8 protein-coding genes and 1 pseudogene are annotated in these 13,060 nt (G+C 67.0%); 1 reads left to right on the forward strand and 8 read right to left on the reverse strand.

Annotation, left to right across the window (positions count from 1 at the left end):
- From AC5RUM_RS08765 to glmS, 8 genes and pseudogenes are all read right to left on the reverse strand, one after another.
- Positions 1–112 (reverse strand): annotated as a pseudogene (locus AC5RUM_RS08765) (inositol-3-phosphate synthase); the annotation flags it as partial.
- Positions 113–282: 170 nt separating this feature from the next.
- The gene (gene mgrA, locus AC5RUM_RS08770) at positions 283–1,323 is read right to left on the reverse strand and encodes an L-glyceraldehyde 3-phosphate reductase (RefSeq protein WP_494034576.1); all 1,041 of its coding nucleotides are present in this window, start codon (positions 1,321–1,323) and stop codon (positions 283–285) included.
- Positions 1,324–1,424: 101 nt separating this feature from the next.
- Positions 1,425–3,215 carry a malto-oligosyltrehalose trehalohydrolase gene (gene treZ, locus AC5RUM_RS08775; protein WP_494034577.1) on the reverse strand — a complete coding sequence of 597 codons (1,791 nt, stop codon included), beginning with the start codon at positions 3,213–3,215 and terminating at the stop codon, positions 1,425–1,427.
- Complete coding sequence (treY, locus tag AC5RUM_RS08780) at positions 3,212–5,539, reverse strand: malto-oligosyltrehalose synthase (protein WP_494034578.1); 2,328 nt, start codon at positions 5,537–5,539, stop codon at positions 3,212–3,214. Before treY ends, treZ begins: the two co-directional genes overlap by 4 nt.
- Entirely contained in the window at positions 5,536–8,013 is a 2,478-nt protein-coding gene (gene glgX, locus AC5RUM_RS08785) for a glycogen debranching protein GlgX (RefSeq protein WP_494034579.1), read from the reverse strand. Before glgX ends, treY begins: the two co-directional genes overlap by 4 nt.
- Positions 8,014–8,107: 94 nt before the next feature.
- Positions 8,108–9,652 (reverse strand): NAD(P)H-hydrate epimerase, encoded by a 1,545-nt coding sequence (locus tag AC5RUM_RS08790; RefSeq protein WP_494034580.1) that lies wholly within the window; start codon positions 9,650–9,652, stop codon positions 8,108–8,110.
- A gap of 16 nt (positions 9,653–9,668) precedes the next feature.
- Positions 9,669–10,016 (reverse strand): holo-ACP synthase, encoded by a 348-nt coding sequence (locus AC5RUM_RS08795; RefSeq protein WP_494034581.1) that lies wholly within the window; start codon positions 10,014–10,016, stop codon positions 9,669–9,671.
- Positions 10,017–10,020: 4 nt separating this feature from the next.
- Positions 10,021–11,913: a glutamine--fructose-6-phosphate transaminase (isomerizing) gene (gene glmS, locus AC5RUM_RS08800; protein WP_494034582.1), complete on the reverse strand. Its 1,893-nt coding sequence runs from the start codon at positions 11,911–11,913 to the stop codon at positions 10,021–10,023.
- 180 nt (positions 11,914–12,093) lie between these two features.
- Here glmS and coaA point away from each other — a divergent pair, with 180 nt between their 5' ends.
- Complete coding sequence (gene coaA, locus AC5RUM_RS08805) at positions 12,094–13,059, forward strand: type I pantothenate kinase (RefSeq protein ID WP_400580221.1); 966 nt, start codon at positions 12,094–12,096, stop codon at positions 13,057–13,059.
- Position 13,060 lies beyond the last annotated feature (1 nt).

The raw sequence follows: 13,060 nt of genomic DNA on the forward strand, positions 1-13,060 counted from the left end.
CCGGGATCGTGGCCTGCGGGTCCGCATCCCGGTAATAGTGGACACCCTGGACCAGCGAAGCGGCGCAGTTACCCACCCCGACGATTGCAACACGAATCGGATTTGAAGACACGGAACTCCTTTGAGAACAAAACTTCACGTGCCCTGCGCATCTGTACCTGGTTGTACGACGGCGGCTGACGGACACGGCGCCACACGGCGCGCTTATCAGTGTAACTAAACAGCGCCGGAGCCGCTGTTATTCCCGGCCGCTCCGGCTACTTCATTACCAAGCGCCGTTACTCAGACCCGCTGTGCCCAGAGGTTGATGTCCGATTCGACGGCGAATTCGTCGATGGCGGCCAGCTCCTCTGCGTCGAACTCCAGGTTGTTGATGGCTCCGAGGGTGTTTTCGAGCTGGGCCACGCTGGACGCGCCGATCAGGGCTGAGGTCACCGGGGATCCCTTGGGCTGGTCGCGGAGGATCCAGGCGATGGCCATCTGCGCGAGGGACTGGCCGCGGCCGGCGGCGATCCCGTTGAGCCCCCGGATGCGCTCCAGCTTGTCGTGGGTGATGGTCGATTCGGAGAGGAACCGGTCCTTGGCCGCACGGGAATCGGCAGGGATGCCGTGGAGGTAGCGGTCCGTCAGCATGCCCTGGGCCAGCGGCGAGAAGGCAATGGACCCGGCACCCACCTGGTCAAGTGCCTCGTACAGGTTGGGGCTGCCGTCCTCGGTCCAGCGGTTCAGCATGGAGTAGCTGGGCTGGTGGATGAGCAGCGGCGTGCCGAGTTCCTTGAGGATCCGGGCCGCCTCCAGCGTCTGCTCGGGAGTGTAGGAAGAGATGCCGGCATAGAGGGCTTTGCCGGAACGCACCGCGTGGTCCAGCGCTCCCATGGTTTCCTCAAGGGGCGTCTCGGGGTCGGGGCGGTGGCTGTAGAAGATGTCCACGTAGTCCAGTCCCATGCGCTGCAGGGACTGGTCCAGGCTGGACAGCAGGTACTTGCGGGAGCCCCACTCGCCGTACGGGCCGGGCCACATGTGGTAGCCGGCCTTGGTGGCAATGACCAGCTCATCGCGGTACGGCTTGAAATCCTCGCGCAGGTGCCTGCCGAAGTTGGTCTCTGCCGATCCGGCCGGAGGGCCGTAGTTGTTGGCGAGGTCGAAGTGGGTTACGCCCAGGTCAAAGGCACGGCGCAGGATGGCGCGCTGTTCGTCGAAGCGCTTGTCGTCGCCGAAGTTGTGCCAGAGGCCGAGGGAGATCGCCGGCAGCTTGAGGCCGCTGCGTCCGACACGGCGGTATGGCATGGTTTCGTAGCGGTGGTCTGCAGCCAAATAAGTCATACGTACCATCCTGCCAGCCAGACAGACGCGCTGGGGCCGGTGTCCATCATCCGGTCAGGGTGACGGGCACCGGCCCACGCAGCAGCCGGGAGGGCAGAGGGTCAGTCTCCGAGGACCGCCGCGCTTAGCCCCGGAAGTTCGACCTTGCCCCCCTCGATGCGGACGGCATCATCGGTGGCCAGGAGCAGCTCGGTGCCTGCCCTGTCCAGGGTGACGGACTGCTCGGCGAAGTTCAGCAGCACCTGCACGCCGCCGCGGCGGAAGCGCAGCCACCGGGCGTCGTCGTCGAACTCCGCGTCGGTGTCCTCGAAGCCCAGGGCGGTGAGGTCCGGCGTGGAACGCCGCAGCCGGATGAGCGCCCGGTACAGCTCCAGCAGCCGGGCGTGGTCACCCGTGGAGGCTTCCGCCCAGTCCAGTTTGGAGCGCGTGAACGTTTCCGGATCCTGCGGATCGGGCACGACGGCGGGATCCCATCCCATGCGTTCGAACTCCTTGATCCTGCCTTCCGCGGTGGCTTTGCCAAGCTCGGGCTCGGGATGGGATGTGAAGAACTGCCAGGGGGTTGTGGCGCCGTACTCCTCACCCATGAACAGCATGGGTGTGAACGGGCCGGTCAGGGTCAGCACAGCCGCGAGGGCCAGGCTGCCGTACGGCAACGACTGGGAGAGCCGGTCCCCGGTGGCCCTGTTGCCGATCTGGTCATGGTTCTGCGAGCAGACCACCAGTGCCGCCGGATGGACGGCGCTGAAGTTGATCGGGCGGCCGTGGCGGCGTTCGCGGAAGCTGGAGTAGCTGCCGTCGTGGAAAAACCCGTCCCGCAGCACCTTCGCGAGGGCGCCCAGCGAATCGAAGTCGCCGTAGTAGCCCGTGGTTTCCCCGCTGACGTTGACGTGGACGGCATGATGGAAGTCGTCGCTCCACTGCCCGGCCAGGCCGTACCCGTTGACATCCCGGGGGTACAGCAGGCGGGGGTTGTTGAGGTCCGACTCGGCGATCAGGGTCAGCGGACGGCCAACCTCGGCCGAGATCTGGTCGGCCAGCGCGCCGAAGTCCTCCAGGATGTGGACGGCGCGCTCGTCCTTCAGCGCGTGCACGGCATCCAGGCGGAGGCCGTCCACCCGGTAGTCGCGCAGCCACATCGCGACGTTGTCGAGGATGTACCGGCGCACGTGGTCCGAGCCCGGCCCGTCGAGGTTGACGGAGTCGCCCCAGGTGTTGCCCTCGCCGTGCTTGAGGTACGGCCCGAACCTGGGGAGGTAATTTCCGCTCGGCCCGAGGTGGTTGTAGACCACGTCCTGGATGACGCCGATGCCGGCGGCGTGGGCGGCGTCCACGAACCGCTGGTACGCGGCCGGCCCGCCGTAGCCCTCGTGCACGGCGAACCACTGCACGCCGTCGTAGCCCCAGTTGTGCGTGCCGTTGAACGCGTTGACGGGCAGCAGTTCCACGTAGTCGATTCCCAGCCCGGCCAGATAGTCCAGCTTTGAGGCAGCGGCGTCGAGTGTCCCCTCCGGCGTGAAGGTTCCGAGGTGGAGTTCGTAGATCACGGCCCCCTGGAGTGCCCTGACCTGCCACCCCGAATCCTGCCACCGGTAGGTTCCGGGATCGAATGTGCGGGACAGTGCGTGGACGCCGTCCGGCTGGCGGCGGGTCCGGGGATCGGGCAGCGGGATTTCGTCGCCGTCGAGCAGGTATCCGTAGTCGACCTCGCCGGCGGCGGGTGCCTCCGCGGCCGTCCACCAGCCCTCATCCTCCGGCCCGGTGCCGGTCCGGCCGGTCATCGGGTAGCGCTCCCCGCCGGCCAGCAGTGTCACGGAGCCTGCATTAGGTGCCCAGATGTCGAACCGCTGCGGCCCGTGGACGGGTTTGGCCGCGTAATTCTGCTGCGTCATGCCTTTTCTCCTGTCTCAGGAACGAGCAGCGCCACCGGGTAAATCCGGAAGATCTCCGATAGCGCCGCTGGCCCGGGGCCGAAGCCCGTACCGGTCAGTTCATCCTTCATGGCGGTCTCAAGCTCGACGGCGGTGTCCCGCCAGCCGCCCGACTGTTCCAGTCCGCGGGGCAGCCGGGTCGCCAGGGTCACCGCGCCCGGCGCTCCGCCCACTCCGCGGTCGAAGCCCAGCAGGTGCGCAGCCGCGGGGCCGCTCGCCTGCACCGGGCGGTACCCGCCAAACAGCTCCGGTCGCTCCCGGCGCAGCCGCAGGGCCCGGGAGGTCACCAGCAGCTTGGCCCGCTCGTCGGTGAAGGACTCCGGCCGTTGGCCGGCGTCCAGCTGTTCCAGGGCGCGTATCCGTTCCGGGAAGCTGAACGGGCGGCGGTTGTCCGGGTCGGTCAGCGAGCGGTCCCAGAACTCGGTGCCCTGATACACGTCGGGCACGCCGGGCATGGTCAGCTGCACCAGCTTCGCCGAGAGCGAGTTCGATGCGCCGTACGGTGCCAGGAGGTCCACGAGGGCCTCCAGTTCGGCGCGGACCTCCGGATTGTCGAACGCGGAGTCGACGGCGGCCGTCAGCTTCTCTTCGAACGCGCGATCGGGATCCGTCCAGGTAGTGGAGTTGCTGGCCTCGCGGGCTGCCTTGAGTGCGTAGGACTGGAGCCGCTCCCTGTCCGCAGGCCATGCGCCGGCAATGGCCTGCCATAGCAGGACGGACAGCGGTCCGTCAGGCAGCGGCGCCAGGGCGTTCAGCCGGTCCAGGGCCTTCTCCCAGTCGGCCGCCACCTCCGAGATGACCGAAATCCGTGCCCGGGTGTCTTCGCTCCGCTTCGTGTCGTGGGTGCTGAGGGTGGTCATGGAGAGCGGCAGCTCCGCCTGGCGGCGGGTCATTCGGCGGTGGAATTCCTCGCCGTCGATCGAGAACTCCGTGGGGTCCGCGCCGACTTCCGTGAGCGTCCCCAGCCTGTTGTAGCGGAAGAACGCGGTGTCCTCCACGCCCTTGGCCATGACCATGCCAGAGGTCTGCTGGAACCTGCGGGAGAGCTCAAGATCCGTGTCCTGCAGCAGCGGGTGCAGAATCCGGATGGCCTGGTCCAGCTCAGGGCGCCACCGGGCAGCGAGCTCGCAGGCTTCCTTCAGGACTTCCCCGCCCGTAGGCAGGTAGGTGCGGTAGACGGGGAACGCCGCGATGATTTCAGCGATCGCATCGGCTGCCGCTTCCGCGGAAATGCCCGAACCGGCCGGGACCAGACGCGCGAGCCGCAGGATCTCGGAGTGAAGAATGCCGTCCGTGATCCGGCGCTTGGTTGCGCGGATCATCTCCTGGTAGTCGGCAGTCTCGCCGCCGCGCAGCCGGGCCTCGATCCGGTCCAGCACGTCGCGTCCCTGCGGATCGACAAACACGCGGTCGACGTCGGCCAGGGCATCGTAGCCGGTGGTCCCTTCGCATTCGAAGCTGGCGGGCAGCTGCTCCCCCGGTTCGAGGATCTTTTCGACCAGCAGGTAGGCGCCGCCGGTTGCCCCCCGGAGCCGCTTCAGGTACCCCTCCGGGTCGGCGAGGCCGTCCGGGTGGTCGATCCGCAGTCCGTCCGCAAGTCCTTCGCGGAACCAGCGCACGACTTCCCCATGGGCCATATCGAAGACGGACGGCAGCTCGACGCGGACACCGGCCAGCGAGTTCACTGCGAAGAAGCGGCGGTAGTTCAGCTCGTTGTCGGCACGCCGCCAGCCCATGAGTTCATAATGCTGCCTGGCGTGCACATCCCGGGGGGAATCACCCTCGGTGTAGCTGCCCTCGGCCAGCGGGAAACGGTGGTCGTAGTACCGCAGTTCACCGTCCTTGATCTCGAGTTGGTCCAGGTCCTCGTCGCTGCCCAGCACCGGAATCCGGATGCGGCCGCCGGCAAGGTCCCAGTCGACGTCGAACGCCTCCGCGTAGGGGGACCCGCGGCCTTCCTTGAGCAGCGACCACCACCATGGATTCTGGGCCGGCGTGGCCACGCCCACATGGTTGGGCACGATGTCGATCAGGACGCCCATGCCGGCAGCACGGGCCGCCCGGGACACGGCGGCCAGGCCCTCGGGGCCGCCGCGCTCCGGGTCCACCACGGACGGATCCGTGACGTCATAGCCGTGGTCCGAACCGCTCTCGGCTTTGAGCACCGGCGACAGGTAGATCCAGTCGACGCCCAGTGAGTGCAGGTACGGCACGGTTTCGGCGGCGTCAAAAAGGGTGAACCCCTGCCTGATCTGGAGGCGGTACGTGGAGACGGGCGTCCTCATGCGTCCTCCCCTGCCTGCCTGCCTGCCTTCGGTTTCCCAGTGCGCTTCCCGCCACTATTCCCTGAGTGCTTTCCGGAATGATGTCCGGTGCGTTTTTCCAGCGGCTTCTCGGCCAGTTTCCCCGCTGGCTTCTCCGCCGGCTTCTCAGCCGGCTGCTCCGTCGGCTTTTCCGCCGGCTTCTCAGCCGTCTGCTCCGCCGGTTCTTCCGCCGGCTGCGGGCCTGGCTCCGGATCGATCTTCGGCGCCGCCTTCTTTGTTTTGCTCGGCTCCGGTACAGCGGGGGCTGTGAGCGCCGCCGTCTCGGTGCTTGTCGACTGCGTCAGGGCCGCCAGCGAGGCCGCCACGGAGTGGTCGGGCTCCTCCTCCGGGGCGCTGTGGGCACGCAGCACCACGAGCGACTTCGCCGCGACCGTCAGACCCTTGCCGGCAGCCACCGGCTCGGAGTCCGCGCCTTCGCCGGCGGTGTCGATGATGATATCCCAGGCCGGGGCGTACTCGTCCGGCGGCAGCTTAAACTCGACGTCACCGTCGTGGGCATTGAAGTACAGCACAAAGTTGACGTCCTGAATGCGCCGCCCGCGGCTGTCCTTGCCCTGGATGCCGTCACCGTTGAGGAAGACACCGACTGAACGACCGAAGCCGCTGTCCCAGTCCTCCGGCTGCATGACGGAGCCCTCCGGGTCCAGCCAGACGATGTCCGGCAGCCGCTCGCCTTCGCCCCGGCGGACCGGCCTGCCGTCGAAGAAGCGGCTGCGTCTGAACGTGGGGTGCTTGGCCCGCAGGGAGTTGACGGCGGCCGTGAACTCGATCAGGGGCTGGTCAACGTTATCCCAGTTGATCCAGGTCAGTTCCGAGTCCTGGCAGTAGCCGTTGTTGTTGCCCTTCTGCGTCCGGCCCAGTTCGTCGCCATGGAGCAGCATGGGAACGCCCTGCGAAAGCAGAAGCGAGCCGATGAAGTTCCGCTGCTGCCGGGCGCGGAGGGCGAGGACCTTGGCGTCATCCGTGGGGCCCTCCGCGCCGCAGTTCCAGGAGCGGTTGTGGGACTCGCCGTCGTTGTTGCCCTCGCCGTTGGCTTCATTGTGCTTCTCGTTGTAGGACACCAGGTCAGCCAGCGTGAAACCGTCGTGGGCGGTGACGAAGTTGATGGAGGCCACGGGCCGGCGGCCGGAGTGCTCATAGAGGTCGGCGGAGCCCGTGATGCGCGAGGCGAACTCGCCCAGCGTTGCCGGCTCGCCGCGCCAGAAGTCACGGACGGTGTCGCGGTATTTTCCGTTCCATTCCGTCCACAGCGGCGGGAAGTTGCCCACCTGGTAGCCACCGGGTCCAACGTCCCACGGCTCTGCGATCAGTTTGACCTGCGAGACTACCGGGTCCTGCTGGATGAGTTCGAAGAAGGTGGAGAGCTTGTCGACGTCGTAGAACTCGCGGGCCAGTGTGGAGGCGAGGTCGAAGCGGAAGCCGTCCACGTGCATTTCGGTCACCCAGTAGCGCAGGGAGTCCATGAGCAGCTGCAGGGAGTGCGGATGGCGGACGTTCAGCGAGTTGCCGGTGCCGGTGTAGTCCATGTAGTGCTGGAGGTCCCCCTCCATCAGCCGGTAGTACGCCTGGTTGTCGATTCCCTTGAAGGACAGGGTGGGCCCGAGGTGGTTGCCCTCTGCCGTGTGGTTGTACACCACGTCAAGGATGACTTCGATGCCTGCACGGTGGAGCGTGCGGACCATGGCCTTGAAGTCCTGGACCTGCTGGCCGGTGTCCCCGGTGGAACTGTAGCTGTTGTGCGGGGCAAAGAACCCGATGGTGTTGTAGCCCCAATAGTTGCTGAGCCCCTTGTCCTGCAGGATGCCGTCGTTCACGAATTGGTGCACCGGCATGAGCTCGATGGCCGTAACGCCCAGCTTCTGCAGGTGCGAGATGACGGAGGGGTGTGCGACGCCGGCGTAGGTGCCGCGCTGCTCCTCGGGGATCTCGGGGTGGAGCTGCGTGAGGCCCTTGACGTGGGCTTCGTAGATGACGGACTGGTGGTACGGGATGCGCGGGAGGTGGTCGCCGTCCCAGTCGAAGAACGGGTTGATGACCACGCCCATCATCATGTGCGGTGCGGAGTCCTGGTCATTGCGGGACACGGGGTCGCCCATGTTGTAGGAGAAGAGGGCGGGATCCCAGTCGATTTGGCCGTGCACTGCCTTGGCGTACGGGTCCAGGAGGAGCTTGTTCGGGTTGAAGCGGTTTCCGGAGGAGGGGTCGTACGGCCCGTGGACGCGGTAGCCGTACTTCTGACCGGGCTGCACGTGCGGCAGGTAACAGTGCCAGACATACCCGTCCACTTCCGCGACGTCCACTCTGGTCTCTGTGCCGTCGTCGTCGAAGAGGCACAGTTCAACCTTGTCTGCCCGTTCGCTGAACAATGCGAAGTTGGTTCCGGTTCCGTTGAAGGTGGCGCCAAGGGGATACGCCGATCCGGGCCAGATTTCCATTCGTGCTCCTATTACGTTGTCCAACATTGCCTCCGGCGGGTGTGTCGTGTACCACCCGCGGCGGGCTCGGTCTTACCGTAGCGGGTGGCGGTGACTATTTGCCGGTCCGCTGATTACTAAGCGTGCTGACTTTACCCCAAATTCCGGGTAAGGCGTCCGCAATCCTGCCTGCTGTCAGCGGCGCGCCGTCCGCGGCGGCCGCCCCCGCACGCGCATGAAGGCTCGCCGCCATGGCGGCAATGGCCGCCCAGCGCTCGTCCGGATCGATGCCCGCCGCCCGGAAGCGGACGACGTCGGGCCCCACCTGGGCGAGCAGAGCACCGATGACGCCGGCCAGCACGTCACCGCTGCCGGCGGTGGCCAGCCAGGGTGTGCCGTCGGACTGGCTGTAGAAGTCCTGGTAGGGCGAGGCCACCAGGGTGGTGGCGCCCTTGAGCAGGACCGTGGCCTCAGTCAGGCCCGCGGCCTGGCGTGCCGCAGAGAGGGTCGCGGCTTCCACGGCCCCACGGTCCAGACCGGCGCCGAGGCGCTGCAGCAGGGTGGCGAGCTCGCCCGCGTGCGGGGTCAGGATTACCTGCGGCGCCAGGACGTCCGGCAACGCCGGGATGGCGCCGGCGTCAGCGACGGTGGGCAGACCGGAGTCGGCGGCGTCGCGGACGTGCTGCATCTGCTCGTCGTCGGAACCGTCCATCCCGGATCCCACGAGCCATGCCTGGACGTGCGTGTCGGCGACGGTTCCGGTGCTGCACACCACTTCCGGGCAGCTTTGCCTGATGAGGTCGGCGACGTCCGGCGGGCCGAGGTAGCGCACCATGCCCACGCCCGCGGCGAGTGCCCCGCGGCAGGCGAGCACCGCAGCCCCCGGGTACGCGCTGGACCCCGCCACGACACCGAGGACCCCCCGGGAGTACTTGTGCGAGCGCCGTTCGGGGTTCGGGAGCAGCGTGGCGAGGTCAGAGGCCTCGAGCCGGCGCAGCGCCGGCCAGGGAAGCCCGTCCTCAATTCCGATCGGGACCACCCGGACCGCGCCGGCGAAGTCCGCTCCGGGGTCGGCCAGCAGCCCGGCCTTGGCGGCGCCGAAGGTGACGGTGAGATCGGCAGGCAGCACGGGACCCGCCGTTTCTCCGGTGTCGGAGTTCAGTCCACTGGGAACGTCGCAGGCCACGGCCAGGCGGGGCGGCTGTTCAGCAAGCAGGGACACCAGGGCGGCGGCGCTGCCGCGGAGTCCGCCTTGGGCCCCGGTGCCCAGCAGGGCGTCAATGACGACGTCGGCCCGGCCGGCCTGCGCTGCCAGGTCACCGGCATTGGCTTCGGTCAGGTGGATGCGGCGGCCGCCGGCCCGTTCGAAGGCGGCCAGCGCTTCGGGGTGGGCGCTGTCCGCGGCGAGCACCGCCGTCGTCCGCATTCCCCGTCCGGCGAGGTGCGCGGCCGCGAAGAGGCCGTCGCCGCCGTTGTTGCCCTTGCCGGTGAGCACCACAACGCTGGCGCCGTAGAGCCGCCGGCCACGGGCGCGCAGTTCCGAGACCACCGCGTTGGCAAGGCCGTAGGCTGCCCGCTGCATGAGAACAGCGCCCATACCGGAACCCAGCAGGGGCTTTTCAGCCTCCCTGATCTGGGTTCCGGTATAGGCGCTGATCATGGTGAGTCCGGAGGGGTCAGCCCTCGGCCAGGACGGTCGCGGTGGCGATGCCGCCATCGTGGCTCATGGACAGGTGCCAGCGTTTGACGCCCTTGGCGTCCGACACGGCCAGCACCGTGCCCTTGACCTGGATGGTGGGGCCGTTCTCGTCGAGTCCGATCCAGCAGTGCTGCCAGTTCATGCCGGCGGGCGCGCCCAGGACCTTGGCCACCGCTTCCTTGGCGGCAAAGCGTGCTGCCAGGGAGCGGGTGTTCAGCTCACGCTCGGCCGGTACGAACAGCCTGTCGCGCAGCCCGGGGGTGCGTTCCAGCTGGCGGCCGAAGCGCTCAATGTCCACGACGTCAACGCCGATGCCAATAATCATGGGCTTACTCTACGGTGACGCTCTTGGCCAGGTTACGCGGCTGGTCCACGTCGTAGCCCTTGGCGGCGGCAAGTTCACAGGCGAAGATCTGCAGCGGCACCGTGGTCAGTAGCGGCATAAGCAGCGTGGGCGTTTCCGGCACGTAGAAGACGTGCTCGGCGTAGTCCCGGACTGCCTCGTCGCCTTCCTCGGCGATCACCAGGGTGCGGGCACCGCGGGCGCGGATCTCCTGGATGTTGCTGACCACCTTGGAGTGCAGCGAGTCCCGGCCGCGCGGCGAAGGCACGACGACGAAGACCGGCTGGCCTTCATCGATGAGCGCGATCGGGCCGTGCTTGAGCTCGCCGGCGGCGAAGCCCTCGGCGTGGATGTAGGCGATTTCCTTCAGCTTCAGGGCACCCTCGAGGGCCACCGGGAAGCCAACGTGGCGGCCCAGGAACAGCACGGACTTCTCGTCTTTCATGCTGCGGGCGAGCTCGCGCAGCTCATCGGCGTTGTCGAGGATCTTCTGGATCTTGGCCGGGATCTTGCCCAGATCCGCCAGCACGTCCTTGATCTGTCCGGAGAAAATGTTGCCGCGCAGCTGGGCAAGGTAGAGCCCCAGCAGGTACGCCGCGGTGATCTGGGCCAGGAACGCCTTGGTGGATGCCACCGCGATCTCCGGACCGGCGTGCGTGTACAGCACGGCGTCGGACTCGCGCGGAATGGTGGAGCCGTTGGTGTTGCAGATGGAGATGGTCTTGGCGCCCTGTTCACGGGCGTAGCGCACGGCCATGAGCGTGTCCATCGTTTCGCCGGACTGGCTGATGGACACCACCAGGGTGTTTTCGTCAACGATGGGGTCGCGGTAGCGGAACTCGTGGGCGAGCTCCACCTCGGTGGGGATCCGGCACCAGTTTTCGATGGCGTACTTGGCCACGAGGCCTGCGTAGGCAGCAGTGCCGCACGCGAGGACGATGATCTTGTCCACCTGCTTGAGCAGCTGAGGATCGATGCGCAGCTCGTCCAGGGTCAGCTTGCCGTTCAGGTCCGAACGGCCCAGCAGCGTCTGTGCCACTGCATCGGGCTGATCGTGGATTTCCTTCTCCATGAAGGAGGCGAAGCCGCCCTTCTCCGCAGACGCCGGGTCCCAGTCAACGTGGTATTCCTTGCCCTTGGCCGGAGCGCCGAAGAAGTCTGTGATCTCCACCGTGTCAGCGGTGATCGTCACGATCTGGTCCTGGCCGAGCTCCACGGCACGGCGGGTGTAGTCGATGAATCCGGAGACATCCGAGCCCAGGAAGTTCTCCCCCTCGCCCAGACCCACCACGAGCGGGGAGTTCCGGCGCGCGGCCACGACGACGTCGGGCTGGTCCGCGTGCACGGCCAGCAGGGTGAACGCGCCTTCCAGGCGCTGGCAGGCGAGCTGCATTGCGGTGGTCAGACCGCCGTCGGTGACGTCGCCGCCGAGCTTGTTCCGGAAGATGTCCCCCAGCAGGGCAGCCGCGACCTCGGTGTCCGTCTCCGACTCGAAGACCACGCCCTTGGACAGCAGTTCCTGCTTCAGCTCGGCAAAGTTTTCAATGATGCCGTTGTGGATCACCGCGAGCTTGCCGCCGTCGGACAGGTGCGGGTGCGCGTTCTGGTCCGTCGGACCGCCGTGCGTGGCCCAGCGCGTGTGACCGATGCCGGTCAGCGACTCAGGCAACGGACGCGCCTCCAGTTCAGCGAGCAGGTTGCTCAGCTTCCCGGACTTCTTCCGCGAGGAAATCTCCCCGTCAGCCACTACGGCCACGCCCGCCGAGTCATACCCCCGGTACTCCAGGCGGCGCAGACCTTCAAGAACAACATCCAGCGCACCGTGGCCGGCATCAGCCCGGCCAGACGTACGCCCTACATAACCCACGATTCCACACATGGGTATAAGCCTAACCGGCTTTGAGGAGAACCGACGTCGGACAAGCTGCGGCACGGCGAGCGGCAAGGGCCTCCAAAGCGGTTGGATGAACGCCTGAAGCGGCAGGAAAGTGCCCGTCATCAGGCGCTTCGCGGCGGGCCGCATTTCGCTCTCGGCGTTGCGAGGGGCAGAATCTCTAGGGTGACTTCGCAACGCAATGAAGCGAACGGGGAAGGTGTCTCGCCGTTCGTGGAGCTGGACCGGCAAACCTGGTCCCGGCTCGCAGCCCAGATGGAGCAGCCCCTTAACGAAGAGGATGTGCTGCGTCTCCGCGGCCTCGGCGATCCCCTGGACATGAATGAGGTCCGGGAGGTTTACCTGCCGTTGTCACGCCTGCTGCACCTTTACGTCGAAGCCGCCGGCCAGCTGCATGCCGCCACCACCACCTTCCTGGGCGAACAGACCCAGCGGACGCCGTTCGTCATCGGCGTCGCAGGATCCGTGGCCGTGGGCAAGTCCACCATCGCCCGCGTGCTGCGGGAAATGCTCCGGCGGTGGCCAGGGACCCCCAACGTCGAACTGATCACCACGGACGGTTTCCTGTACCCGCTCGCCGAGCTCAAGCGCCGGCAGCTGCTCGAACGCAAGGGCTTCCCGGAATCCTACGACCGCCGGGCACTGCTGCGGTTCGTCAGCGAGATCAAGAGCGGAGCAGAGGAAGTCCGGGCACCCTGGTATTCCCACGTCACCTATGACATTGTCCCCGGCAAGGAAGTGGTGGTCCGCCGCCCGGATGTCCTCATTGTGGAAGGGCTGAACGTCCTGGCCCCCGCGAGGCCCCGGCATGACGGCCGCCAGGGGCTGGCGCTGAGCGATTTCTTCGACTTCTCCATTTATGTGGACGCCAAGACCTCCTACATCGAGGAATGGTACGTGGACCGGTTCCGCAAGCTCCGCTCCACAGCCTTCGCGCAGCCGGAATCGTACTTCCACCGCTACGCCACCCTCTCTGACGAGGAGGCCGAAGTTACGGCCCGCGACATCTGGAAGCGGATCAACGAGCCGAACCTCGAGGAGAACGTGTTGCCCACGCGTGGGCGGGCCCAGCTTGTGCTGACCAAGGAAGCGGACCATTCCGTCCGCCGCATGCTGCTCAGGAAGGTCTAGC

Source organism: Arthrobacter sp. B2060 (assembly GCF_059090445.1).

Coding starts and splice junctions, on each gene's coding strand:
- mgrA (WP_494034576.1), bottom strand. CDS start 1,323: ATGACTTATTTGGCTGCAGACCACCGCTACGAAACCATGCCATACCGC.
- glgX (WP_494034579.1), bottom strand. CDS start 8,013: ATGGAAATCTGGCCCGGATCGGCGTATCCCCTTGGCGCCACCTTCAAC.
- treZ (WP_494034577.1), bottom strand. CDS start 3,215: ATGACGCAGCAGAATTACGCGGCCAAACCCGTCCACGGGCCGCAGCGG.
- treY (WP_494034578.1), bottom strand. CDS start 5,539: ATGAGGACGCCCGTCTCCACGTACCGCCTCCAGATCAGGCAGGGGTTC.
- glmS (WP_494034582.1), bottom strand. CDS start 11,913: ATGTGTGGAATCGTGGGTTATGTAGGGCGTACGTCTGGCCGGGCTGAT.
- AC5RUM_RS08790 (WP_494034580.1), bottom strand. CDS start 9,652: ATGATCAGCGCCTATACCGGAACCCAGATCAGGGAGGCTGAAAAGCCC.
- AC5RUM_RS08795 (WP_494034581.1), bottom strand. CDS start 10,016: ATGATTATTGGCATCGGCGTTGACGTCGTGGACATTGAGCGCTTCGGC.